The 24,779-nt window shown below is 68.9% G+C and carries 26 protein-coding genes; 15 read left to right on the top strand and 11 right to left on the bottom strand.

Features of this window, described 5'->3' with window-relative positions; all coding sequences use genetic code 11:
• Positions 1–2 precede the first annotated feature (2 nt).
• Entirely contained in the window at positions 3–1,931 is a 1,929-nt protein-coding gene (gene dnaK / locus C468_RS12425) for a molecular chaperone DnaK (RefSeq protein ID WP_008849248.1), read from the bottom strand.
• 223 nt (positions 1,932–2,154) lie between these two features.
• Positions 2,155–2,799, bottom strand: coding sequence for a triose-phosphate isomerase (gene tpiA / locus C468_RS12430; protein WP_008849249.1), 645 nt, complete (start codon positions 2,797–2,799; stop codon positions 2,155–2,157).
• Positions 2,800–2,948: 149 nt separating this feature from the next.
• Between tpiA and C468_RS12435 the strand changes: the two genes are divergently transcribed.
• Entirely contained in the window at positions 2,949–3,737 is a 789-nt protein-coding gene (locus C468_RS12435; RefSeq protein WP_008849250.1) for a DICT sensory domain-containing protein, read from the top strand.
• 156 nt (positions 3,738–3,893) lie between these two features.
• On the opposite strand, the gene C468_RS12440 is transcribed toward C468_RS12435, so the two are convergent.
• The gene (locus tag C468_RS12440; RefSeq protein WP_008849251.1) at positions 3,894–4,433 is read right to left on the bottom strand and encodes a multiprotein bridging factor aMBF1; all 540 of its coding nucleotides are present in this window, start codon (positions 4,431–4,433) and stop codon (positions 3,894–3,896) included.
• Positions 4,434–4,589: 156 nt separating this feature from the next.
• Here C468_RS12440 and aroA point away from each other — a divergent pair, with 156 nt between their 5' ends.
• Together aroA and C468_RS12450 are read left to right on the top strand one after the other, a co-directional pair.
• Positions 4,590–5,951 carry a 3-phosphoshikimate 1-carboxyvinyltransferase gene (gene aroA / locus C468_RS12445; protein WP_008849252.1) on the top strand — a complete coding sequence of 454 codons (1,362 nt, stop codon included), beginning with the start codon at positions 4,590–4,592 and terminating at the stop codon, positions 5,949–5,951.
• A 181-nt stretch (positions 5,952–6,132) separates the two neighbouring features.
• Complete coding sequence (locus C468_RS12450; RefSeq protein ID WP_008849253.1) at positions 6,133–6,387, top strand: hypothetical protein; 255 nt, start codon at positions 6,133–6,135, stop codon at positions 6,385–6,387.
• 192 nt (positions 6,388–6,579) lie between these two features.
• Here C468_RS12450 and C468_RS12455 read toward each other — a convergent pair whose 3' ends face one another.
• From C468_RS12455 to C468_RS12480, 6 genes are all read right to left on the bottom strand, one after another.
• Entirely contained in the window at positions 6,580–7,617 is a 1,038-nt protein-coding gene (locus C468_RS12455; protein WP_008849254.1) for a presenilin family intramembrane aspartyl protease PSH, read from the bottom strand.
• A 621-nt stretch (positions 7,618–8,238) separates the two neighbouring features.
• Positions 8,239–9,045, bottom strand: a complete 807-nt coding sequence (locus C468_RS12460; RefSeq protein WP_008849255.1) for a carbon-nitrogen family hydrolase — start codon at positions 9,043–9,045, stop codon at positions 8,239–8,241.
• Positions 9,042–9,470, bottom strand: a complete 429-nt coding sequence (locus C468_RS12465; protein WP_008849256.1) for a CoxG family protein — start codon at positions 9,468–9,470, stop codon at positions 9,042–9,044. Before C468_RS12465 ends, C468_RS12460 begins: the two co-directional genes overlap by 4 nt.
• Before the next feature lie 120 nt (positions 9,471–9,590).
• The gene (locus tag C468_RS12470; RefSeq protein ID WP_007998354.1) at positions 9,591–9,818 is read right to left on the bottom strand and encodes a DUF7123 family protein; all 228 of its coding nucleotides are present in this window, start codon (positions 9,816–9,818) and stop codon (positions 9,591–9,593) included.
• 52 nt (positions 9,819–9,870) lie between these two features.
• Positions 9,871–10,053 carry a DUF7525 family protein gene (locus C468_RS12475; RefSeq protein ID WP_008849257.1) on the bottom strand — a complete coding sequence of 61 codons (183 nt, stop codon included), beginning with the start codon at positions 10,051–10,053 and terminating at the stop codon, positions 9,871–9,873.
• Positions 10,054–10,135: 82 nt separating this feature from the next.
• The gene (locus C468_RS12480) at positions 10,136–11,167 is read right to left on the bottom strand and encodes a phosphate signaling complex PhoU family protein (RefSeq protein WP_008849258.1); all 1,032 of its coding nucleotides are present in this window, start codon (positions 11,165–11,167) and stop codon (positions 10,136–10,138) included.
• Between the two features lie 159 nt (positions 11,168–11,326).
• On the opposite strand from C468_RS12480, the gene C468_RS12485 reads away from it, so the two are divergent.
• Positions 11,327–11,686 (top strand): response regulator, encoded by a 360-nt coding sequence (locus tag C468_RS12485; protein WP_008849259.1) that lies wholly within the window; start codon positions 11,327–11,329, stop codon positions 11,684–11,686.
• Positions 11,687–11,720: 34 nt separating this feature from the next.
• Here C468_RS12485 and C468_RS12490 read toward each other — a convergent pair whose 3' ends face one another.
• Positions 11,721–12,101 (bottom strand): DUF7522 family protein, encoded by a 381-nt coding sequence (locus C468_RS12490; RefSeq protein ID WP_008849260.1) that lies wholly within the window; start codon positions 12,099–12,101, stop codon positions 11,721–11,723.
• A 139-nt stretch (positions 12,102–12,240) separates the two neighbouring features.
• Here C468_RS12490 and aglJ point away from each other — a divergent pair, with 139 nt between their 5' ends.
• The 6 genes from aglJ (at position 12,241) to C468_RS12520 (ending at position 18,816) form a co-directional block, all read left to right on the top strand.
• The gene (gene aglJ, locus C468_RS12495; protein ID WP_008849261.1) at positions 12,241–13,173 is read left to right on the top strand and encodes an S-layer glycoprotein N-glycosyltransferase AglJ; all 933 of its coding nucleotides are present in this window, start codon (positions 12,241–12,243) and stop codon (positions 13,171–13,173) included.
• A 131-nt stretch (positions 13,174–13,304) separates the two neighbouring features.
• Entirely contained in the window at positions 13,305–14,411 is a 1,107-nt protein-coding gene (locus C468_RS12500) for an AI-2E family transporter (protein WP_008849262.1), read from the top strand.
• 93 nt (positions 14,412–14,504) lie between these two features.
• Positions 14,505–15,656: a cell division protein FtsZ gene (locus C468_RS12505; RefSeq protein WP_008849263.1), complete on the top strand. Its 1,152-nt coding sequence runs from the start codon at positions 14,505–14,507 to the stop codon at positions 15,654–15,656.
• Positions 15,657–15,734: 78 nt separating this feature from the next.
• Positions 15,735–16,469: a hypothetical protein gene (locus C468_RS12510; protein ID WP_008849264.1), complete on the top strand. Its 735-nt coding sequence runs from the start codon at positions 15,735–15,737 to the stop codon at positions 16,467–16,469.
• A gap of 642 nt (positions 16,470–17,111) precedes the next feature.
• Positions 17,112–18,284: a 5-(carboxyamino)imidazole ribonucleotide synthase gene (locus C468_RS12515; protein WP_008849265.1), complete on the top strand. Its 1,173-nt coding sequence runs from the start codon at positions 17,112–17,114 to the stop codon at positions 18,282–18,284.
• 10 nt (positions 18,285–18,294) lie between these two features.
• Entirely contained in the window at positions 18,295–18,816 is a 522-nt protein-coding gene (locus tag C468_RS12520; RefSeq protein WP_008849266.1) for an NUDIX hydrolase, read from the top strand.
• Here C468_RS12520 and C468_RS12525 read toward each other — a convergent pair.
• On the bottom strand, positions 18,799–20,022 hold the full coding sequence (locus C468_RS12525; RefSeq protein ID WP_008849267.1) for a PQQ-binding-like beta-propeller repeat protein: 1,224 nt from the start codon (positions 20,020–20,022) through the stop codon (positions 18,799–18,801). The two genes, C468_RS12520 and C468_RS12525, sit on opposite strands and share 18 nt — an antisense overlap.
• Before the next feature lie 123 nt (positions 20,023–20,145).
• Here C468_RS12525 and purE point away from each other — a divergent pair, with 123 nt between their 5' ends.
• The 5 genes from purE (at position 20,146) to C468_RS12550 (ending at position 24,779) form a co-directional block, all read left to right on the top strand.
• Positions 20,146–20,763: a 5-(carboxyamino)imidazole ribonucleotide mutase gene (purE, locus tag C468_RS12530; protein ID WP_008849268.1), complete on the top strand. Its 618-nt coding sequence runs from the start codon at positions 20,146–20,148 to the stop codon at positions 20,761–20,763.
• A 167-nt stretch (positions 20,764–20,930) separates the two neighbouring features.
• Positions 20,931–21,347: an NADH-quinone oxidoreductase subunit A gene (locus tag C468_RS12535; RefSeq protein WP_008849269.1), complete on the top strand. Its 417-nt coding sequence runs from the start codon at positions 20,931–20,933 to the stop codon at positions 21,345–21,347.
• Positions 21,347–22,045, top strand: coding sequence for an NADH-quinone oxidoreductase subunit B (locus C468_RS12540; protein ID WP_008849270.1), 699 nt, complete (start codon positions 21,347–21,349; stop codon positions 22,043–22,045). Before C468_RS12535 ends, C468_RS12540 begins: the two co-directional genes overlap by 1 nt.
• Positions 22,042–23,706, top strand: coding sequence for an NADH-quinone oxidoreductase subunit D (locus tag C468_RS12545; protein ID WP_008849271.1), 1,665 nt, complete (start codon positions 22,042–22,044; stop codon positions 23,704–23,706). The genes C468_RS12540 and C468_RS12545 overlap by 4 nt, the downstream gene beginning before the upstream one ends.
• Positions 23,706–24,779, top strand: a complete 1,074-nt coding sequence (locus C468_RS12550; RefSeq protein ID WP_008849272.1) for a complex I subunit 1/NuoH family protein — start codon at positions 23,706–23,708, stop codon at positions 24,777–24,779. Before C468_RS12545 ends, C468_RS12550 begins: the two co-directional genes overlap by 1 nt.

Below are 24,779 nucleotides of genomic sequence, written 5' to 3' on the forward strand. Positions count from 1 at the left end.
CGTTACTCCTCGTCGTCGTCCACGTCCTCGAAGTCGGCGTCGACGTACTCCTCGTCGTCCGCGTCGCCGCCGGGACCGGCACCGCCCGCGCCGCCCGGGCCGGCCGCGCCGCCCATGCCGCCCATCCCGCCGGGACCGGCGCCGGCGGCACCGCCCGCGCCGCCCGGACCGGCCTGCGCGGCCTGTCCCTCGTACATCTGCTTGCCGATCTCCTGCAGCTCTTCGGTGAGCGCCTCGGTGGCGGACTCGATCTCGTCGGTGTCGGCGTCCTCGTCTTCGAGGACTTCCTCGACGTCCTCGATGGCCGCCTCGATGTCGGCGACGAGCTCGTCGTCGTCGAGCTCCTCCTCGTTCTCCTCTAGGAGGGTCTCGGCGCGCTGGATCGTCGTCTCGGCCTCGTTGCGGGCCTCGATCCGCTCGCGGCGGGCCTCGTCTTCCTCGGCGTGCTTCTCGGCCTCCTCCTGCATCTGGTCGATCTCCTCGTCGGAGAGGCCGACGCCCCCCTCGATGGTGATCGACTCGGCGTTGCCCGAGCCCTGGTCCTCGGCCTCGACGTTGACGATGCCGTTCTCGTCGATGTTGAACGAGACCTCGATCTGGGGTGTCCCGGCGGGCGCCGGGGGAATGCCGGAGAGCTGGAACGCGCCGAGCAGCTCGTTCTCGTCGGCGATCTCGCGTTCGCCCTGGAAGACGCGGACGTTGACGGAGGTCTGGTTGTCCGCGGCCGTGGTGAACACCTTCGACTCCTCGGTCGGGATGGTGGTGTTCTTCTCGATGAGCCGCTCGAACAGGCCGCCCTTTACCTCGATCCCGAGCGAGAGCGGAGTGACGTCCAGCAGGACGATGTCGTCGACGTCGCCGGAGAGCACGCCGCCCTGGACCGCCGCGCCGAGCGCGACCGCCTCGTCCGGGTTGACGTTCTTCTTCGGCTCCTGGCCGACGAGCTCCTCGACCTTCTCCTGAACCTGCGGCATCCGGGTCGAACCGCCGACGAGGATGACCTCGTCGATGTCGCCCTTCGAGTACCCGGCGTCGGAGAGCGCCTGCTCGGTCGGCTCGACGGTGCGCTCGATGAGGTCCGACGTGAGGTTCTCGAACGTCGCGCGGGTGACGGACTGCTCGAGGTGGACCGGACCGCTGTCGGTCGCGGTGATGAAGGGGAGGTTGACCGTCGTCTCCTTCTTGCTAGACAGCTCGATCTTCGCCTCCTCGGCGGCGTCTTTCAGCCGCTGAAGCGCCTGCCGGTCCTCGCGGAGGTCGATCCCGTGGTTGTTCTGGAACTCGTCGGCGAGGTGGTCGATGAGCGCCTCGTCCCAGTCGTCGCCGCCGAGGTCGTTGTCCCCGTTCGTGGCGACGACCTCGTAGACGCCCCCGCCCAGATCGAGGACGGACACGTCGAACGTGCCGCCCCCGAGGTCGTACACGAGGACGGTCTGGTCGGACTCGTCGTCGAGGCCGTACGCCATGGAGGCCGCGGTCGGCTCGTTGACGATCCGCTCGACTTCGAAGCCGGCGATCTCGCCGGCGTCCTTGGTCGCCTGCCGCTGCTTGTCGTTGAAGTAGGCGGGGACGGTGATGACCGCCTTCTCCACGTCGTCGCCGAGGTACTCCTCCGCGTCGCGTTTGATCTTCTGGAGGATCATCGCCGAGACCTGCTCGGGCGTGTACTCCTCGTCGCCGATCTCGACGGTGTAATCGTCCTCGCCCATGTGCCGCTTGATCGACTGGATCGTGCGGTCGGGGTTCTGGACGGCCTGGTTCTTCGCCGGCTTGCCGACGAGTCGCTCGTCGTCGTCGGCGAAGGCGACGACCGACGGGGTGGTTCGGTCGCCTTCCGCGTTGGCGATGATCTCGGGCTCGTCGCCCTCCATCACCGCGAACGCGGAGTTGGTGGTACCGAGGTCGATACCGAGGATCTTGTTGCTCGCCATCTTACCCAAATGTACCGGCTTGTGTCGGTTAAAGGTTACTAGACGGCGCGATTCACAAGCGTAACCGATGGCGCCGCAGTCATGCGATTTCTGCGATCGTGTGAACGCCTCTCACCGATGTCTTTATACCGATCCGCAAGCGCAGCGGCCCGCCCCGGCGCGCGGGCGAACGGGTTCGGGTGTCACCCGCCTCCGGGCGCACGGACCGCCGTCGGTCCGGCTCTCAGATCCCGCCGACGAGGTCTTCGAGCACGGCTTCCGGGTCGTCGGCCTTCGCCACGCCGGAGGCCAGCAGGACGCCGGCGGCGCCGAGGTCGCCGGCGGCGCCCACGTCGTCGCCGGTCGAGACGCCGGCCCCGCAGAACACGTCGACCGCGGGGTCGACCGCCTCGGCGGCCGCGACCGCGTCCTCGACGATCCCCGGGTCGGCCGTCGAGACGGAGACGTCGCCGCCGATGAGCTCCGGCGGCTCGACGGCGACCGCGTCCGGCCCGAGCGCGGCTGCGGCGCCGACCTGCGCGGGGTTGTTCGCGCAGACGACCGTCTCCAAGTCGGCGCGCTCGGCCGCGCGGACGGAGCCGTCGATGTCGGCGAGCTTCAGACGGTTCTCGGAGTGGTTGATGAGGGTGCCCTCGGCGCCGTTGTCTGCGACGGCCTCGGCGAGTGTCGACCCGGTGTGGGAGCCGTGCGCGTTCGGCGAGACGTGCTGGGCCCACGTCTCGACGCCGGTGTCGGCGACGCGAGCGATGTCGGCGGCCTGCGGTGAGACCGCGATCCGGGCGCCGGACGCCTCGGCGACGTCACGCGCGGCGGTCGCGACTTCGATCGGGTCACACGGGTACGCCTTGAGGTTCACCAGGATGAACATACTCGTCCTGGGGGACCGCGGCGCAAATAGCTTCATGCTTCGGCGACGCTTCCGTCGGGGCGTCGTCGCGACCAACGAAACCGGGACTCGTTTCGCGAGTCCGAGAGCAGAAACGACCTTATACCCCGCTGCTGTGGGTCCGACAAGAGATGTCCCTCATCGAGCTCATCGCTGGCGTCGAGGCTCACGAGGCCACGTTGACGGTGTTCAACGCTGATCCGGCGGTTACGGACGAACTCCGGGAGTATTTCGCCGACCGCAACATCCGGATCGTCGAGGACCAGACCGCGTCCGGGCCGGAGGCGTTCGCCGTCCTCGCGCGGGACGGGGAGTTCGTCACGGCCGTGACCGTCGACGATCTGTTACCCCGCCCCGGGGGCGACGAAACCGGCGATTCGGGGCCTGAAGAGGGCGAATCGGGAGGGGAGGGGTCGCGAGGCGGCCGCGTCGGCGAGCCGGTGTTGGACCACCTCGACGAGACGATGTTCACCTCGTACTCGCGCGCGGACATGGTCGCCGCGTCCAGAGAGATCGAGGACCGCGCGTGGCGCGTCGGCGACGGCGAGCTCCACGCCGGGTTTCAGACCCTCGACGTGCTCACCGGCGAGGCGGACACCTACGACCTGCTCGGCGAGAAGGACCGGCTCGACGTGCACGCGTACGCCGCCGCCGAGGGCGACGCGCCCGACGTGGGGCATTACACCGTCCATGTCGGCCAGACCGCCGAGATCCGGGAGACGTGGTTCGTCGCGTACGACGGCGGGGGGTACGACGACGCGAAGTGCGCGCTGCTCGCCGAGGAGCGCGCTCCGGGCGAGTTCTACGGGTTCTGGAGCTACGACCCCGAGACGGTCGATTACATCATCGACTACCTGACGGACCAGTACGGACCCGAAGAGGGAGGGGCACCCGCGGGCGACGCCGGGCGGAACAGGTAGCGCCGACGGAGAAACGGAGCCGGCGTCTCGGGACTCGTCGTGGCACGGCGGAGGCGTTCGCAGTGACCGGCGGGACACCGCAGCGCCGTTCGCCTCAAAACGACACCAAAGGGGGCCGATCGAGCGCGGCCTCAATCTGTCCGCTTGACTGCGGCCTCAGTCCTTCCGCTTGACCACGTCACCGAGCGTCATCGTTCCGGCGTCGCCGCTGTCCCAGTCGGCGTCGTCGACGGACTCGCCCTCGACGAGCGTGATGTCGAGCGCGCCCTCCAGCTTCCGCTGAATGTCATCCGTGGGGAGCGTGTCGCCGCGCTCCAGCTTCCGGATGAGGCTCGCCTTCTCGTTGAGCTGGTTGGCCAGCTCCTCCTGACTGAGCCCGCGAGACTCGCGGGCGTTGCGGATGCGGTCGTCGTAGTCGGTGGCGATCTCGTCCATGTCGTCGAACATGTCGCGTGGGCGTGTCGAGCCGGACGAGCCGGACGAGCCGGACGAACCGCCCGAGGAGCCGGAGGAGGATCCGGACGACTTCCCGGTGCTCGAACTCGTGGAGTACTTGCTGCCGCCGGAGCCGGTGGACTCGTCGCGGACCTCGGTGCCGAAGTCCGTACACGAGCTGCACAGCTCCAGCTCGGCGCCTTCGACCTTCGTCGTCGTCAGCGAGGCCTGCTCGGCGCCACACATCTCACACTGGGGCATACGCGACGGTAGCGCTCCCGGTGGTATAAAGGGTGCGCCGGCGGAGCGGCGAGCGCCCGGGCTGCCGATCCGAGCCGCCGGCCAGCACCGCGGAACCCGCTCTCAGAATCGTGCCGCGGCCGGTACCCACTTGTCGCCGCGGACGGCAGGGAAGGTATGGATGTCCGCGTCACCACCTCGACCGTGCGGGGGACCACCCGCGCGCCGCCATCGAAGAGCTACACTCACCGCGCGCTGCTGGCCGCCGGGTACAGCGACGGCGCGACCGTGCGCTCGCCGCTCGTCTCGGCCGACACGAAGGCGACCGCGCGAGCCGTGACCGCCTTCGGCGGCGCGGTCGAACCGGACTCGGCCGCCGGCATCGACGACGCCGACGCGCTCGTCGTCGACGGCTTCGGCGGTCGCCCCGCGGTCCCCGGCGACGTCATCGACTGCGCGAACTCCGGGACGACGATGCGGCTCGTCACCGCCGCGGCCGCGCTCGCGGACGGGACGACGGTGTTGACGGGAGACGGGTCCCTTCGCTCGCGCCCGCAGGGCCCCCTCCTCGAGGCGCTCGACGACCTCGGCGTGCGCGCGGAGTCCACCCGCGGGAACGGGCGGGCGCCCCTCGTCGTGAGCGGGCCGCTCGCGGGCGGCGACGTCGCGATTCCCGGCGACGTCTCCTCGCAGTACGTCACCGCGCTGCTGATGGCCGGCGCGGTGACCGACGAGGGGGTCGAGATCGACCTGACGACGCCCCTCAAGTCCGCGCCGTACGTCGACATCACGCTCGAACTTCTCGACGACTTCGGGATCGAGGCCACGCCCGTCGCCGACGACGGCGGCGCGCTCGACGGCGCGGCCGGCGCGGCCGGCTTCGTCGTCGAGGGCGGCCAGTCGTACGCGCCTGCGGGCGGGAGCTACACGGTCCCGGGCGACTTCTCCTCCATCTCGTATCTGGTCGCCGCCGGCGCGGTCGCCGCCGAGTCCGGCGAGCCGGTCCGGATCGAGGGCGCGGTCCCGAGCGCACAGGGCGACTCCGCGATCGTCGAGATCGCGGAGCGCATGGGCGCGGACGTCGAGTGGGACCGCGAGGCGGGCGTCATCACCGTCCGGCGCTCCGAGCTGTCGGGCGTCGAGGTCGACGTGGGCGACACGCCCGACCTGCTCCCCACGATCGCCGCGCTCGGCGCGGTCGCCGACGGCGACACTCACATCACGAACTGCGAGCACGTCCGGTACAAGGAGACCGACCGCGTCTCGGCGATGGCCGAGGAGCTGGCGACGCTGGGCGCGGAAACGACCGAGGAGCCGGACACCTTGACGGTCCACGGCTCCGAGAGCGAGCTGCGTGGCGCGACCGTCGACGGGCGCGCCGACCACCGGATCGTGATGTCGCTCGCCGTGGCCGCGCTCGTCGCCGAGGGGACGACGACGATCCGCGGCGGCGAGCACGTCGACGTCTCGTTCCCGAACTTCTTCGAGGCGATGGCGGACCTCGGGATGGCCGTCGAACGCGACGGCGCGGGCGAGTAGCGGGGATCGGCGAGTCGACACGGCGAGTGGCGGCCTCTCCTTCGTCTCCCGGCTACCGGCCTCTTCTCGATCGGAACTGGGTCGTCCCCCGGCTTCGTGACCGCCGTCGATCGTCCGGTCGCAAAGACAATAGTTATGCTATTACGCAATATACACAATTCTATATGGTAGCTGATAGCGGATGAGCGGCGAATCGGCGGCGGACACGACCGGCGGACCGAACCCCGGAGTCGTCGTCGGAGGCGTCTTCGCAGCGATTGTGACGCTCACCGTGATCGCGTACGCCGTGACCGTGAGCGCGGTCAACCTCCTGGCCGTCGACCTGCTCGCGTACCCGACCGCCGGCGTCGCGCCGTTCGTCGTGATCACGGGCGCGATTCTCACGATCCCGATAATGATCCCGACGGCGCTGGTCTCGATGAAGCGGCTCGAGTGACGATCCCGGTCAGTGGACGCGAGCGTCGACCGGCGGTCGACCATCCGCGAGAGAAAGCAGACGAGGAAGGTGCGGCTACAATTTCTAACGGACTCGTCCGCCGGTGAGCCGACCGGCGGGGCCGGCACCTACGGCCGGCGTCTACCGGGGATCGGTGCCGACGGGAGGCCGACGCCTACGGCAAACCGACGCCTACAGGAAACCGCCGAGCCCGACCGCCTCGATTAGCGGGACGCCGGCGGCGACGGAGCCGATCAGGTAGCCGCCGATCGCGCCGCCGTTTAAAAGGGGGAGCCCGGCGTGAGGCCGGCCCTTGATCACCCAGCTCATCAGCACCAACAGCCCTCCGAGGCTGCCGACCATCGCCAGCAGCGCGGGGACGTTGATTCCGATCAGCGGGACGGAGAGAGCGGCCGCCGGCGAGAACGTCGCCGCGCTCGCCACGAGCACCGCCGGGATCACGGCGTCGCCGAGCCCGATGAAGAACGCGTCGCGGTCCTCGATGTCTGTTGGCTCCGCGACGTCTGTGCCCCCGCCGTCGGCGTCTTGGGGGCTGTTTGCGTCTTCGGGGCTGTTTGCGTCTTCGGGAGCGTCGGCGCCCTCGAGGTCGTCGTGGGGAGACCCTCCGTCGGCGGCCTCGTCGGCCTCCGGCTCCTCATCGAGAAGCGAGTACGAGAGCGAGAGCGGGATCACGAGCACCACGGGGATGTTCAGGTCCATCACGCCCTCCGCGAGCGACAGCATGTGCTCGGTGCCGTACACCGAGATCGCGTCGTACACCGCCAGGAAGGCCAACAGGAGCAGCGCGGGCAACAGTCCGAACGAGATGCCGAAGAGCCCCGCCGCGCCCGCGCCCATCAGCACTCCGGCGGCGTCGATCACGTACCACTCCGGGTACGCGAGGAGGGCGACGCCGACCGCGACCGCGGGCGCGGCGGCCGCGAGCGGCGAGACCACCGCGGAGAAGACGTACCACGAGAGCCACGCGGAGACGCCGACGATCAGCAGCCGGATCGCCTGGTCGAGGTTGTACCGGAACGCCGCGAGCATCAGCCCGGTCATGGCGATGATCGCGGCGATGTACACGAGGCTGTTCGTCGGGTTCTCGGGGTTCTCGACCGCCTGATAGCCGCTCTCGGCGAACTCCGGCACCAGCGCTAACGCGCCCAGCTGGACGACGAGGAACAGGCCCACGACGAAGGCGACGCCGCGGTACTCGCGGGGGAACATTCGACCGTCGGTTCGAGAGCCCGGGGTTTCGACCTTGCGCTTCGCTTCGGGGAGGAACCGGTCGCCGCAGGACGAGGACGCAACGTTGAGAAACGGGGTCGGGTACGGTGTGGGAGCGGGTGAACCCGAGCCCGAAAGCCGACGGACGACGGACGGTGGAAGCGAGTCTCCGGCCGGCCCGCCCGTAAACGGGGTTGGGCCGGCCGGTTTCGTCCGCGGCGTTTACCTGCTACCCCGAGCGGCGTAAGTAGCTATCGCCCGAGTTATCGATATTGATTCTTACACACGTCCGAACGGCGTCGGCAACTGGGCGCCGCCGGCGATCGGTGACGTTCGAGGCGGTTGCGATCGGTGACGCTCAAGCGCGGCGATTGTTCTACACGAGACCGCGTCTGTGTGGCGTTCGGAAAGGGGAGAGGCGGCGAAAGGCGAAGCGGACGGTCGAACGACGGGAGGCGGGCGGGCGGCGGCCGAACAGCGGACCCCCGGGCTGTCACCGGCGTCGCCGCCCGAAGTGGTCGGGACGGGCGCGTGGTTTGTCGCCGAACTCCAACGAGAAAAGCGTCGGACTTCGGCAATATACCCTTGCGGCTTCTCCGGTATAAATGAGACGGTCCGCGGCTACCGGCGGTCGCGCAGCGCGGGGAACTCCTCGCGCACCGCCGCGACGCGGTCCGGGTCGACCTCGGCAGTCACGGTCGTCGGCTCCTCGCCCGCCGACGCCAGCGTCGTCCCCCACGGGTCGTAGACGGTGGTCCGCCCGCAGAGCGCGTCGCCGTCGAACGCGCCGCTCCCGTTGACCGTCGCGACGTAGGACAGGTTCTCGATCGCCCGCGCCCGGCCGAGCGTCCGCCAGTGCTCCACGCGCGGGTACGGCCACGCGCTCGGCACCAGGACGCAGTCGACGCCCGACTCGACCATCCGCCGGAACTGCTCGGGGAACCGGAGGTCGTAGCAGGTCGTGACGCCGACCGACGCGCCCTCGATCTCCGCCACGGGGGTCCGCTCGCCGGGCACCATCCGGGCCGTCTCCTCGGAGTCGTAGCCGAAGAGGTGCCGCTTCCGGTAGACGAGCCGACGCTCCCCGCTCCGGTCGAACAGCGCGGCGGTGTTCGCGAGCCCCTCGTCCGCCGGCACGTCGACCCCGTCGGCCGCGGACGCGGCGAGGTCCTCGACGACGGTCCCCGCCAGCACGTTCACGTCGGCCTCGGCGGCGGCCGCGGCGAACCGACCCAGTCGCTCGCCGGCGAGGCTCTCGGCCGCGCGAGCGTACGAGTCGAACGCGAAGTACCCCACGTCGAACAGCTCCGGGAGGACGACCAGGTCGGCCCCGTCGGCCGCCGCCTCGCGGACCGAATCCACCGCGGCCGCGACGTTGTCCTCGACGGCGCCCCCCTCGACGCCGAGCTGGACGCAGGCGAGCCTCATGCGGTCGGTCCGAGCGACGCCCGCAGGGCGTCTTCCAAGTTGTCCAGCTCCGCGTCGAAGTTGCGCTCGAAGAAGGACTCGACGCCCGGCAGCCGGCCGTCGACCACGAACTCGTTGGCCAGCCGGCAGCCGCCGTCGGTCTCGGTGATCGTGTGTTCGCCGGTGACCCGGAACGCGCGCGACTTACCGACGAACTTCACCCGCGTCGGCGGCTCGCGCTCGACCTCCTCCGTCTCGACGGAGATGGTCGACCGGATCATCGGAATCGGAAGGGCGACGTGCCACGTCGCTCGCCCGCCGCCGTGCACCTCGAAGGTGTCGACGACGCTGATCGCTCCTGCGCGCTGCTCGGCGTCCGAGATGAACGCCCACACGTCTTCTGCGGGCGCGTCGAACTCGAACGTCCGGGAGACTCGGACGGTCATACGCACTCGTTTGGGGCTACGGGGGTTAAAAACACGCGAGTCGCACGGGCGGGGACTGGAGTCGCACGGGCGGGGACCGCACTCGAGCGGGACGCGTCTCCAGCGGGACCCGGGACCGCGTCAGCCCTGCGGCGTCACACGCCACGTCGTCGACCGCGCGCGGCCCCACTTCTCGATATCCACGTCGTCTGACTTCTCTGCGAGCCGGGGAAGCCGGGAGCCGACCTGCTTGGCCGTGAGGCCGATGGCGTCGGCGATCGTCTTCGAGCGGACGTACCGCTCGCCACGGGTGACGCTGTCCGTGAGGTACGCGAGGATGCGCTGTTCCTCCTCGGTGTACTCGCTCATGTCCTGTAGGTAGGTGTCAAACGTGCTTAACGGTTTCTCGTCGGAAGCGCCCTCAGTCGAAGATCTGGACGGCGACGACCGAACAGAGGGCGAAGACGAACGCCGCCCCGAACCCCCACGCCTTCCCGAGCTGCGACGGGTGGCCGAACATCACGACGGCGCCGACGAGCGCGATCGCGCCCAACGCGAGCGCCACGCCGATCTCCTTGTCAGACTCGATGGATGCCTCGCTCATACTCGTCGCTTTGCGGGCGACTACTTAGTTCATGCGAACGCGGGGACGCGATCCCGGAGCGAACGGCGCGAGTGGGTCCGGATCAGATGATCTCGACGTGGTCCGACTCCTCGTTGAGCGCGAGGTTCGCGGCGATCTCGGCGTTTCGCATCGCGTACTCAGCGGTGTGCTGGAGGCTAACGAGCACCTCGCGGGTCATCAGCAGGGTGTCGTTGTCGAGGTCGCTCGGCAGCTCTCCGAGGATCTCCTGTTCGCGGTCCTCGAGCCGGGCGAACAGCTCCCGACACTCGACCGTGAGGTCGTAGTCGCGTTCGACGACGGCCCGGACGGCGAGCGCGGTCAGGTCGTCGACCTGGTCGGTGAACTCCCGGATCTGCCGCATCGTCGCGCTGTCGACGTCGAGCGTGTGGCCCTCCGCCTCCATCACGATGTCGGCGATGTCCTCAGCGTTGTCGGCGGTGAGCTCCAGGTTCTTCGCGACCGACCGGTAGCCGATCAGCGGGAATCCCTCCTCCAACCCGACCGCCCGGGCGAGGTTCGGGTTCTGGTACGCCGTGAAGATGAGCCGGAGCAGGAGGACGAATATCTTGTTCGCCTGCCGCTCGCGGTTGAGGGCCCGCTGGGCCAGATCGGGGTTGCCGTGGGCGAGCGCCTTTACGGCCTCGCCGCGCATGGTCGACCCCGTGTTCTCCAGCCGTTCGAGGAGGTTATCGAGGGTGAAGTCCTCGGGGTCGACGGAACACCGGATCGAGATGTCCGACGGCGTCTCCTCGATGACGCCGAGCCCCATCAGCTGCGTCTCGGCTTTATATACGGCGTTGATGTGTTCGCTGTCGAGCGTCCCCTCGCTGCGGACGTGGATCACGCGCCGGCCGAGGACGTACTGGGCGACGATCGCGCGTTCGAGCGACCGCGCGTCGAGCCCGTCGGCGTTGATCACCGCCTCCGACTCCTCCGTGCTCACCGACTCCGGCAGCACCGTGAGGGTCCCCTTGCCGCCCATACGCAGCGACACCTCGTCTCCCTTGTTGACGCCGTGCTCCTTCGCCCACTCCGCAGGGAGGGTCATCGCCAGCGTCGACGGACCCAACCGCTGGACTTTCCGCGTTTCCATGGAGATTGATACCGCCGGATACACCTTAACCTTGTTCCTATGTCCATTATACGCTTCACCGAATATACAAGGAATTTACGCGAGAGTCCTCGGCGACGCGGCGGTCCCCCGACGGCGTCGATCCGCGCGTTTATTGGGGTTTGCCGACGACGAACAGACATGACTGAGCGGGTACTCGTCGTCGACGACTCCTCGTTCCAGCGAACCGTCGTCCGGGACGCGCTGGAGGGTCCCTTCGAGGTGGTCGGCGAGGCGGAGAACGGCGCGGAGGCGGTGGAGCTGTTCGAGGCGTACGAACCGGACGCGGTGTCGATGGACGTCGTCATGCCCGAGATGACCGGGATCGAGGCGACGGCCGCGATCAAGGAACGCTGGCCCGACGCGGTGGTCGTGATGTGCACGAGCGTTGACCAACAGGAGAAGATGATGGAGGCGGTGAAGGCCGGCGCCGACGGGTACGTGACGAAGCCGGTCGACGCCGACAAGCTGGTTCCCGAGATGGAGAGCCACCTCGGGTAGGGTCGAGCGGACGGGGAGGGGGACCGCGTCTCGGCTACGCCGGGTCGAACGACCGAAGGATGGACGCCAGCGCGCTCGCGAGCTCTTCGAAGCGGTCCATCTCCATCGAGTCCGTCGTCACCCAGATCCCGTGGTCGTTGGCGATAACGCGCGTGAGGTACCCGTTTTCGAACACGCGGACCGTGAACTGGTAGTCGCCGAGCTGCGTGTCGGCGTACAGAGACTGCGAGCGAAACCCCTGGCGCTCGTTCTCCGCGAAGCCGACGAGGTCGGCCGTCCGACTCAGGTCGCTTCGGAGGTACAGCTGGGTGACCTCGTCCTCGGTGAAGTAGGTGAGGCTCCGGAGCTCGTCGCCGATCGCCGTCCGGGCGGCGCTGAGCAGCTCATCGACGCTGTCGTCTGGTGGATGTGTCATGCTATCACGATCAATCGTCTGATACATGAGCGTATGGGTGTCCGCAGAACCGACGACCGGGGTGGTCTTCCGGTCTGCGGGGGACCGGTTCCGATGCGGAAGGACAGAGTTTAGCGACTCCCCCGATATCGACCCCGTAATGAGCGAGTACGACGACGTCTGCGTCCTGCTGCCCACGATGGACGAAGTCGAGACGGTCGCGCGCGTCGTCGGGGCGTTCCGCGACGCCGGACTCGACGAAGTCCTCGTGATCGACGGCGGATCGACGGACGGCACGCAGGAGGCGGCCCGCGAAGCGGGCGCGCGCGTCGTCGAGCAGTCCGGCCGCGGGAAGGGTCAAGCCGTCAGGGAGGCCGTCTCCGAGCACATCGACGCGCCGTACGTCGTGATGGCCGACGCGGACGCGACGTACGACGCGACCGACGTCGACGCGATGCTCGATCCCCTGCTGTCCGGCGAGGCCGACCACGTCATCGGGAATCGGTTCGCGGACATGCGACCGGGCGCGATGACGCGGCTGAACCGGATCGGGAACCGGATCATCAACCTCGCGTTCCGCGCGATCCACGGCGAGCAGTACCGTGACATTCTCTCCGGGTATCGGGCGTTCACCCGCGAGTCGTTCGCGAGGCTCCACCTCACCGCCGACGGGTTCGGGATCGAGACCGAGATGGCGGTCGAGTGCGTGAAGAACCGACAGTCGGTCGCGGTCGTTCCGGTCACCTACCGCGAGCGGCCCGGCGGCTCCGCCACCAACCTCCACCCCGTCCGCGACGGCGGCGTGATCTTCCTCGAGCTGTACCGGAAGGCGAAGACGAACAACCCCCTGTTCTACTTCGGGAGCCTCGGCGTGATCTCGACGAGCGCCGGGGCGCTCATGACCGGGTACGTGCTCTACGACTGGTTCGTCAACGGGATCACCCACGAGATAATCTCGATCGGCGCCGTCGGGGCCGCGCTGTTAGGGATCCAGCTGTTGATCTTCGGCTTCCTCGCCGACATGATCCTCTCGCTCCACCGCGAGCAGGTGGCGCGCTACGAGCGCACCGCCGACGACGGCTCGGAACGGTAACCGCCGTCTCCTCCGCCACGTATCGATAAGCGTCGTCTCCTCCGGCGCGTGTCGGGGGGATCGGCGTCCCCGTCTCTTCCCCGAACCGGCCGAGCCCCATAGTTTATGTCCGACCGCAGAGAGGAACGGCCATGGACGAGAAGCGGTTCGTCATCGCCCTCTTCGGACTCGCCGTCGCGATGATCGTCGGGTTCATCGCCTACCGGTTCATCGCGCCCCTCACCGTCGCCGTCTTCCTCTACTACTCGACCCGGCGCCTCTACCACCGCCTCGAACGCTTCCGGCTCCCCGCGAGAGTCCGGGCAGTGGCCTCCATGTCGCTGATCGCCGTCCCGCTCATGGGTCTCCTGAGCTACACGGTACTCCTCTTGCTGATCGAGGCGCGACGGTTCATCGAGCAGTACCCCGTCGCCGAGACCGTCGGGGCCGAGAACTCGTGGGTCGGCGACCTCGCCGCGCTCTCGAACCCGACGTTCGACGGTATGATGCAGGCGTACCAGTCCGGCCAGCTCGATCCGCTCATCGACTTCGCCTCCGACCAGGCGGGGCTGCTTGCGGGCGTCGTCTCGGGGCTCGCGTTGAACCTCCTCATCACGATCATCGTCACGTACTACCTGCTGCTCGACGGCTCGAAGTTCCACGAGTGGCTGCTCACGTTCGACGACGACGCCCTCGTCCGCGAGTACCTGGAAGCGGTCGACGCCGAGCTGGAGGCGGTGCTGTACGGGAACCTGCTCAACGTCATCGCCATCTCGATCATCGCCGTCGTGACCTACACCGGCTACAACGTGATCGCCCCGGAGATCGTCGAGGTGCCCTACCCGGCACTCGCGGGAGCGCTCACGGGGATCGCCAGCCTGATCCCCGTGATAGGGATGAAGATCGTGTACCTCCCGCTCGCGGCTGTGACCGCGGTCCAGCCGATCCTCGCCGATGAGATCGCCGCCCTCGTGTACGTCGCCGGGTTCCTCGCCGTCGCCGCGGTCGTCGTCGATACGATCCCCGACATCGTGCTCCGGCCCTACTTCAGCGGGAAGACCACCCACGTCGGGCTGCTGATGCTCGCGTACATCTTCGGGCCGGTCGTGTTCGGGTTCCACGGGCTGTTCCTCGCGCCGATCGTGCTCGTGTTGGCGCTCACGTTCGCCGACACCGCCCTGATACGGCTCCTCGGCGGGGACTCCGAGGAGGTCGGTCCGGAAATCCCACGGGGGCAGCGCCAGCTCGACGAGTTCTGACCGGTTCCCGCCGGCCGACGAGTCCCGATCGGACCCCGCCAGTCGACGCTCGGGCCGAAGGCATAAACCCCCGCTCGACGACCGGAGTGACGTATGCGTGTACACGTCATCGGTCTCGGGGGCGCCGGGGGCCGGATCGCCGACCGGCTCGCCGCCGACAGCGACGGGGACCGGTTTCTGCAGGGCGTCAACGCGTTCGACACCGACACGGCCGCGCTCGGTTCCCTCCGGTCGATCGGGGAGTCCCGCCGGTACCGCTTCGGGGACGCGGCCGCCGGAGGCGGACTCGACGGCGATCTCCACGCAGCCCGCCGGCTCGGCGACGCCCACGCCAGCGAGCTGGGTCGGGCGATGGACGATCAGCAGCCGTCGCTCGCGGACGCGTTCGTCCTCGTCGTCGGGCTCGGCGGCGGCGCGGGCGCGGGCGTCGCGCCGGCGCTGGCCGAGGAGCTGACGCGGCTCTACGACGCCCCCGTCTACGCCGTCGGGCTGCTCCCGACGCCCGCGGAGTCCGAGCCCGGCGAGCCCGACCCGGCCCGTGCGAGCGCGACGGGAGGCGACTCCGAGCGCCCCTCTCCGGACCGGCCCCTCGCGGAGAAGAACGCGGCGCGGACCCTCGACGCGCTCTCGGACCGCTGCGCGGCGGTCTTCCCGTTCGACAACGGCGACTGGCTCCGGCCGGGAGAGACGCTCGACGACGCCCGCGACCGGCTGAACGCCGTCGTCGCCGAGCGGGTCGCGGCGCTGTTCGGCGCCGGCGAGGCAGACGACGCGGCCTCGACGCCCCAGCAGGTGCTCGACGCGAGCGACGTGGCCCGGGCCGTCGGCGACGACGGGGAGATCGCCGTCATCGGCCACGCGACGCAGGCGGTCGATCCGCCCGAGTCGGGGTCGCGGTTCGGGCTCGGGCTGTTCAGGTCCTCGGAACCCGCCGAGGTCGACACGAGCGCCGCGGTGTCCGCGATCGAGACGACGATCCGGAAGGCTGCCCGCGGGAAGAACACCGCCGAGGTGCCCGACGGACGGGCCGACCGGACCCTGCTCGTCGTCGGGGGGCCGCCGGCGTGGCTCAACCGCGAGGCGATCGCGGACGGCCGGCGGTGGCTCGCGGACGAGACCGGCTCCGGCGCGATACTGAGCGGCGACGCCCCGGTCCCGGACGGCGACGAGGTGTTCGCGGTCGTCGTGCGCTCGGGGGTCGACGAGCCGGCCCGGGTCCGCGAGATTCGGGAGTCGATCGCGTGACCGCCGGCTTCCGGTGCCGACTCCTCCCGCCGCTTCCCGACCCGAACTCGTTAACCGCGTGAGGCGCCCAGTACGCCCGTGACAACCCACGCCGACCTCGGGCTCGACCTCGACGTGCGCGACACGGACGCGGTCGCCGACCGGCGCGACGAGCTCGTCGCCGCCGTGCGGGACCACGCCGGAACGATCGCCTACCAGCTCGCCCGGCTACAGGGCGGCGACTACGGCCGACAGGAGCTTTCGACGCCGGGCGGGACGTGGACCGTCAAACACGAGGCCGGCGAGCTGGAGTTCCTGCTGTTCTCGCCGACATCGGGATCGGACGTGTACGTGATCTCGACGAAGCAGCCGCCGGAGCCCGCCGACCTGGCGACAGCCCTCGACGACTACGCGGAGTTCGTCGCGGCGTGGAACGAGTGGGTAGAATCGCTGTCGGGGGTTCTCGACGGCGTGAGCGCCGAATTTCCCGACCCCGCCTCGACCGACGGGGTCGTCGCCGAGCGCGACCGCGTGCTGGACCGCGTGCGCGACACCTGCTCGGTCATGGCCGGCGAGATCTACCGGTACGAGGGCGACGACTACGGCACCTTTACCGCCCGCGTCGACGGCGACCGCTGGGAGCTGAAGTGGGACGAGGGGACCGTCTCGTACCTCAGGGTGGGCGGGTCGGGCGGGCTCTACATCCTCTCGCAGTACGAGGCGCCGTCGGCGGCTGACGTGCGCGAGTACGCCGACTCGTTCCGTGGGTTCGTCGACGCGTACAACGAGTTCGTCGCGGAGCTGGAGAGCGACCTTGAGGTGATCGAGCTGTAGGCGTTGCGAAGCGATTGTGACCGATAGCGGGAGTACGTGTCTCACTTCGGTTGATCGGTCGTTTATACGTGATCGAGCGGTGTTGCTGTCGGCTGTTTATAAGTGATCGACGTCGCGGTGAACACTTTCAAACCCCCAGCCGGCGAGGCGGGCGCACGCTCGCTGCGCTTCTCGCTCAGTCGCTGTCGCTCCTTCGCTGCGGTGCTTACATCGTCATCAGAACGCGAAGCGTTCTGATTGGCTCACGAGAGCGGAGCTCTCGTGAACGCCTGCGCCCGCCTCGCCGGCTGCCCCTTTGAGTCCCGCCCCGCACAGCAACCGCACCTCACNTCGGGCGACCGACTCCCTCGCGCGGCGCCGCTCGCGGGCCTCCGGCCCGCTCCCGGGCGCGCGCCGACCGCTTCGTTCATTTATAAACGATCGACGCCGTGGCTCACGCCTATTTAAACACCTTATCGCCACCACCGATCTGCAACACTCACTCTCGCTGTCGATCAAGAGGTCGTCTTCAGCAACCGGCTGTGTCACTGCGGTATCTCTGAACAAAATGATTTCAACGAACCCGCAAAGGTATCCACGAATGTGGGCATTCTCCCGTGCAATGTGAGAATATTTATGCAGTAACGTCCGGTACCGCCGTCTATGACGATCACGCTACCGGGACCGACGCTCGGCGTCGTCGGCGGCGGTCAACTGGGTCGGATGATGGGCGAGGCGGTCGCGCGGCTCGGCGTTGAGGTCGTCGTGCTCGACCCGACGCCCGACTGTCCGGCTAGTCCCGTCGTCAGCGACCAGATCGTCGGCGGTTTCGACGACCCCGACGCGATCCGCGAGCTGGCGAGCCGGGTCGACGCCCTGACCTTCGAGATCGAGCTGGCCGATCCGGACCTGATGGCCGAGGCGGCCGCCGAACACGACGTGCCCGTTCACCCGGATCCGGACACCCTCCGCACCATTCAGGACAAGCTCGTGCAGAAGGAGGCGCTGGTCGACGCCGGGATCCCCGTCCCAGAGTTCGTCGCGGTCGCCACCGCCGAGGGGCTCGAACGCGTCGTCGAGGAGTTCGGCGGCGTCATGCTGAAGGCCCGCGAGGGCGGGTACGACGGGCGCGGGAACGTCCCGGTCGAGACGCCCGACGAGGCAGCCGACGCGCTCGACGAGGTCGGCGGGAACGCGATGGCCGAGGAGCTCCTCGACTTCGAGCGCGAGATCGCCGTGATGGGCCTGAAGGGCGCCGACGGCGAGACGCGGACCTACCCCGTCACGGAGACGGTCCACCGCGAGGAGATCCTCCGCGAGAGCGTCGCGCCGGCCCGGACCGACGACGCGGTCGTCGCCGAGGCCGAGTCGATCGCCCGAGACGTGCTCGACGTGCTCGACGGCCGGGGCGTCTTCGGGATCGAGCTGTTCGAGACCCGCGACGGCGACGTGCTCGTCAACGAGATCGCGCCGCGGCCGCACAACTCCGGCCACTGGACGATCGAGGGCGCGCGCACGTCGCAGTTCGAGAACCACGTCCGGGCCGTCCTCGGCTGGCCCCTCGGGCCGACCGACCTCGTCGCGCCGGCGGTCACCGCGAACGTGCTCGGCGATATCGAGGAGACGTGGCCCGCGACGCTGTCGGGCGTCGAGGAGGTGCTCGCGGCGCCCGACGCCGACCTCCACTGGTACGGGAAAGACGACGTGCGCCCGCTCCGGAAGATGGGGCACCTGACGGCGACGGCCGGCGGCGACGCGGACGCCGCCGCCGACCGCGACGCCCTGCTCTCGCGGGCGCGAGACCTCCGCGACGGGCTGACGTTCCGGGACGCGTAGTCACGAACCAATGCCAGACGACCTCGCGCCAGACGACCTCGCGCCAGACGCGCCCCGCGAGCGCCAGTCGCTCCGACTTCCGACCGACCGGATCGAGGCGCTCCGGGAGTGGGCAAAGGAGGGGACCGCTCTGACCGCGGCGGCCCGCGTTCGCGACCCCAACGGTCGGCTCGCGTTCGTGAAGACCGCGTGGTCGGACGGCTGGGTGCTCCCCGGCGGCGCGGTCGAGCCCGGCGAGTCGCCCGCGGTTGCGGCGGCGCGGGAGGTCCGCGAGGAGACGAGACTCGACGCGGCGATCGGCGACCCCGTCGTCGTCTTCGAGCAGTCGTACGTCGATGCCGACCGTGACGCGGTCGCGTTCGAGGCGGAGTACGTCGTCTACGCGGCGCGCGCCGAGGGTCGCATTCCCGACGCCGCTGAGCTGGGGGTCTGCCCCGACGAGATCCGCGCCGCGCGGTGGTTCGAGGGGGTTCCGGAGAAACTGCACGACGGCGACCTGCTTCGAGCGTCTCTCTCAGGAAAGAACCACTAACCGCACGCTACTGTTTTCCGCCGCCACCGTCGCGAACAGCCTCCCGTCGGCGGCGGTGACGTAGCTCGCGCCGCCGTCGACCTCGCGTTCGAACCGGGTCTCGCCGACGCGGAGCGACCGGACGCCGACGCCTCCGCCGACGCCGACCCCGTGGAGCCGTTCTCCGCCGACGTATATCGTGTCACCGACGAGCGCCGGCGGCGTCGGTCGAACGGCGTTTCCCATTTCCGTCTGCCACGCGTGGTTCCCGTTCTCCGCGTTCAGCCCGTACAGCCGCCCGGCCGAGACCGCGAACACCCCGCCGTGGCCGGCGGCCATGCCCCCTTCGGCGAATCCGCGAAGGTCGGCTCGCCACTGCGGCTTCCCGGTCGGGTCGAAACAGCGGACCGACCCGTCTCCCGCGCCGACTACCACGTCTCCCGACCCCCGTATCGACTCGTCGTTCGGCCCGCGTGACCCGACGACGGTCGGCGGGGTACGGATCCCGGCGTCGACGGTCCGGTTCCAGTGCACCCGGCCGTCGTCGTCGACCGCGTACAGCTCCCCGCCGGTGGTCGCGGCGTAGACGACGCCGTACACCGACGCCAGTGAGTGGGCGGCGGCACGCCGGACGATCCCACCGAGCCGGCGCTCCCACTGCAGTTCGCCCGTCGAGCCGTCGAACGCCCGGAGGTACTCGCCGGCGCCGATCACCACTCGGTGGTCGTCCCCGCGGTCGACCACGAGGGGCGTCGTCTCCCCGAAGCCGTACTCGAACTCCCGACCCCACAGCCGCTCACCGGTGTCGAGGTCGCGGGCGACCAGCGTGTCGCTCTCCGGGACGTACGCCACGCCGTCCGCGACGGCCGGCGCCCCCGTGTAGCGGAACGCGCTGTTGTCGTCGGGAGCGACGGCCCAGCGCCGGCTCAGGTCCCCGCGATCGAGCGCGACCACGTCCACGCCGATGTTGAGAAGCACTGCCTCGTCGGTCACCACCGGGTCGCCGGCGGGAATCCCGTCGAACTCGTGTGTCCGGTCGACGGTCGGGTCGTCGCGCGGCGCAACGCCGTTCGGCACCGCCCGCGAGTTCAAATCGTCCCCGCCGCCGCTCGGCCAGTCGTACGTCTCGTCGTCGCCGGGGGCGGCGTCGAACCCGGTGAGACAGCCGGCGGTAGCCGTCAGTCCGGCCGCTCCGAGGCCAGAGAGAAACGCGCGTCTGGAGGGCATGCTCGTCCCGCGATTCCGCGGCCGGAGACTTCCGCCTTGCGGTCGCCGGGGCGTCCATCCACGGCGTGATAGTCGGCCGCGGGACCGGCACGATTTACAACCCACCTCGCGTCACCCACACCCATGACGACGGTCCAAGACCTGATCGACCGGCTCGAATCGGAGGCGGCGGCTGACACCGACCCCGAGACCACCCCCGACGTGGGGATCATCATGGGGTCGGACTCGGACCTCCCCGTCATGGAGGGGGCGTACGAGGCGCTCGACGCGCTCGGGTTCGCCGAGCAGACCGACTTCGGCGACGCGCCCGACGCCCGGTTCACCTACGAGAGCTACGTCGTCTCCGCCCATCGGACGCCGGAGCTCATGTACGCTTACGCGGAGACCGCAGGAGCCCGCGGGCTCGACGTCGTGATCGCGGGCGCGGGCGGGAAGTCCGCCGACCTCCCGAACATGACCGCGTCGATCGCCTATCCCGTCCCGGTGATCGGCGTCCCCGTTCAGGAGAAGTCGGTCGATTCGGTTATCGGGATGCCAACCGGGGCGCCGATCGTCGCCGTCGACGCGGGGAAGTCGTTCAACGCGGGGCTCTCCGCCGCGCAGGTGCTCGCGCGTGAACACGACGCGATCGAGGAGCGGTTGAACGAGTACCACGAGGGGCTGAAAGGCGGCGTCGCCGACGTGTCGGCCGATCTTCACGACCTCGGAATCGACGGGTTCCGGAAGCGCCACGAATCGTAGCCCGGACCGAGGAGCGAGAGACGCCCCCGAGCGAGCGCAGCCGACTCCGGATCCCGATCCCCCGTCGAGCCCGCTGGCCGGGGTTTTCGGCGGCGTGGGGGCGTTGCGGTAAAGACTCAACGCTTATGAGGGGGCGGTCCAAACCCCAGCACGTTACGGAGACCTATATGAGCGATTGGATAGCGATTGGCGCCTTGGCGGCCGTCGGCCTACTCATCCCGATAGCGATGATGTCGGTGTCGGCGTTGCTTCGTCCAAGCGTGCCTGAGACCGGTAAAAGTACCACCTACGAGTCCGGCGAGACCCCGACGGGCGGGACGCGGATCCGGTTCAACATCCAGTACTACATGGTCGCGCTGTTGTTCGTCGTGTTCGACATCGAGACCGTGTTACTGTTCCCGTGGGCCGTCATCTACCGTCCGGCGATCAGCGCTGGCGTGCCGATGATCGCCCTGCTGTGGCCGATGTTGGCGTTTGTCGGCGTCCTGGCGATCGGACTCGTCTGGGCGTGGCGCTCCGGGGCGATCAGCTGGGCCCGGAGTCCCCGCGCGAGCAGCCGAAAGACGGAGCGTGACCTCAACTAATGAGCAGTGATCAACCATTCATCACCGACGAATCGCAAGTCGTGACCGAGACGCGGGACGCCCGGATGACCGGGCAGGGAGACCGGTTTAACTCCCGCCTCCGCGAGGCGTTCGGCTCCTCGCCGTTCATCCTCACCAAGTTCGACAAGTTCCTGAACTGGTGTCGCGGCTCCTCGATGTTCATGCTGCAGTTCGGCATCGCCTGCTGCAGCATCGAAATGATGCACACCTACGCGGTGAAACACGACCTCGACCGCTTCGGGTCGGGCGTCCCCCGCGCGTCGCCGCGGCAGGCCGACGTGATGATCGTCCCCGGGACGATCGTCTCGAAGTTCGCGCCGCGGATGAAGCGCGTCTACGACCAGATGCCCGAGCCGAAGTTCGTGGTCGGCATGGGCTCGTGTACCATCTCCGGCGGTCCGTTCCAAGAGGGGTACAACGTGATCAAGGGCGCCGAGGAGGTTATCCCGATCGACATCCACGTCCCCGGCTGCCCGCCCCGCCCTGAGGCGCTCGTCTACGGCGTCGTGAAGCTGCAGGAGCGCGTCGCCAACGGCGAGGCCGCGCCGGTCACCGTGAAACCGTACGAGCTGGAGGAGTTCTCCGACCTCGAACGCGACGAGCTTGTCGACAAGCTCGCGGACCAGGTCGACGACGACGAACTCGTCATGCGGTACAACTTCGCTGATTCGCCATGAGCCTCGAACGACCAGACCCCGTCGACGACGGCGCCGTCGAGCGCACCCCCGACGAGCTGGAGGCGCTCTTGGGCGACCTCGTTGTCGACCGCGACGACCACCTGAACGCCCCCGGATTCGTTATCCGGCCGGACACCGTCCAAGAGACGCTCTCCGTCCTGAAAGAGCAGGCTGGGTACGACCACCTCTCGGTGGTGTCCGCTCAGGAGTACGAGAACCGCTACGAGTCGATCTACCACCTGAAGAAGTACGACGACCCGACCCAGGAGGTCAGCGTCGTCGTTCCCGCCGACAAGGACAACCCGGTCTCCGAGTCGGCCGAACCGGTGTTCCGTACCGCCGACTGGCACGAGCGCGAAGCGTACGACCTGATCGGCATCGAGTACGACGGCCACCCCGACCTGCGCCGGATCCTGCTGCCCGAGACGTGGCAGGGACACCCCCTGTCGATGGATTACGATTTGGACCGGCCGCAGATCGCCACGCTGCCGGAGCACGCGAACCCGCTGCAGGAACACCACAAGGACGCCGACTCCGACACGATGTTCCTCAACATCGGGCCGCACCACCCGGCGACCCACGGGGTGCTCCACCTGAAGACGGTCCTCGACGGCGAGCAGGTCATCGACGTCGAGCCCGACATCGGGTACCTCCACCGTAGCGAGGAGCAGATGGCCCAGTCCGGGACGTACCGTCACCAGATCATGCCGTACCCGGACCGCTGGGACTACATCTCGGCGGGCCTGCTCAACGAGTGGGCGTACGCCCGCGCGGCCGAGGACCTCGCGGACATCGAGGTGCCCGAGTACGCGCAGGTCATCCGCACGATGGGCGCGGAGATGTGTCGCATCGCCGCGCACATGCTCGCGCTCGCCACCTTCGCGCTCGACATCAACGGCGACTTCACGGCGACGTTCATGTACGCCATCAACGACCGCGAGCGCGTTCAGGACCTCTTGGAGGACCTGACGGGCCAGCGGCTGATGTTCAACTACTTCCGGCTCGGCGGCGTCGTCTGGGACCTGCCGGAGCCGCGCGACGAGTTCTTCTCGAAGACGCGCGACTTCCTCGACCAGCTGCCTGAGTCTGTCGAGGAGTACCACAACTTGATCACCTCCAACGAGATCTTCCAGATGCGGACGATCGACACGGGGGTTCTGCCCCCGGAGGTCGCGAAGAACTACGGCGCCACCGGCCCGGTCGCTCGCGGTTCGGGCGTCGACTACGACCTGCGTCGCGACGACCCGTACGGCTACTACGACGAGCTCGACTGGGACGTCGTCACCGAGGACGGCTGCGACAACTTCAGCCGCCTGCTCGTCCGGATGCGCGAGGTCGAGGAGTCCGCGAAGATCATCGAGCAGTGCGTCGACCTGCTCGAAGACTGGCCGGAAGACGAGCGGAACATCCAGGCGAACGTGCCGCGCACGCTCCGCCCGGACGACGACACGGAGATCTACCGCGCCGTCGAGGGCGCGAAGGGCGAGCTCGGGATCTACATCCGGGCTGACGGCACGGACAAGCCGGCTCGGTTCAAGATCCGGTCGCCGTGCTTCTCGAACCTCCAGACGCTCCCGGAGATGGCGAACGGGGAGTACATCCCCGACGTGGTCGCCGCACTCGGTAGCCTCGACATCGTTCTCGGGGAGGTGGACCGTTGATGGGAGCGGCGCCTGCACAGCTGTTCCCCGAGTTCCTCGCCAACGCGGTCGGGGCCGAGGGCCTCCTCGCAGAGGTCGTCAGCTCGCTGATCGGCGCGACCGTCGTCGCCAGCATTATCCTCGCGTTCTCCGGCGTCGCCGGGCCGTGGGCGAAGCGGAAGATCACGGCGGCGTTCACCGACCGGATCGCGGTCGATCGGATCGGACCGTTCGGCCTGCTCATCATTCCGGCGGCGTCGGTCCAGCTGCTCGCGAAGGAGCTCATCATCCCCGAAGGGGTCGACCGCCCGACGTGGGACATCGCCCCGATCATCCTGCCGGCGTCCGCGCTGCTCGGGTTCTCCGTCATCCCGATGGGGCAGATCGGGCCGCTGAACATCCACCTCGCCGACCCCGAGGTCGGGCTGGCGCTGGTGTTCGCGTTCGCCTCCATCGCCTCCGTCTCGCTGGTGATGGCCGGCTACGCGTCCAGCAACAAGTACTCGCTTCTCGGCGGGCTCCGCGCCGTCGCGCAGAACCTCGCGTACGAGATACCGCTCATCGTCACCGCGATGTCGGTCGTGATCTTCGCGGGAACGCTTCAGATAAGCGGCGTCGTCGGTGCCCAGACGGAGACGCTCGTGACGATCGCCGGAATCGACATCCCGGCGTGGTTCGCGTTCGTGAACCCGTTCGCGTTCGTCCTGTTCCTCACGGCGAACATGGCGGAGATCGGGCGGAACCCGTTCGACATCCCCGAGGCGCCGACCGAGATCGTCGGCGGGTACCAGACCGAGTACTCCTCGGCGTACTTCGTCCTGTTCTACCTCGGCGAGTTCGTCCACATCTTCCTCGGCGGTGCGATCCTCTCCGTCGTCTTCCTCGGCGGCGCGTCCGGTCCGGGCCCGGAAAGCATCAGCTTCATCTGGTTCGTGGTGAAGGTCTGGGGCTTCTTCCTGTTCACGCAGTGGGCCCGCGCGGCGATTCCCCGCGTCCGGATCGATCAGCTGATCGAAATCGGCTGGAAGGGAATGCTGGTGCTGTCGTTCGCGAACCTGGTGCTCACGGCCGTAATCGTGGGGGTGATCGCGTAA

This window comes from Halorubrum kocurii JCM 14978, assembly GCF_000337355.1.
GTDB lineage: Archaea > Halobacteriota > Halobacteria > Halobacteriales > Haloferacaceae > Halorubrum > Halorubrum kocurii.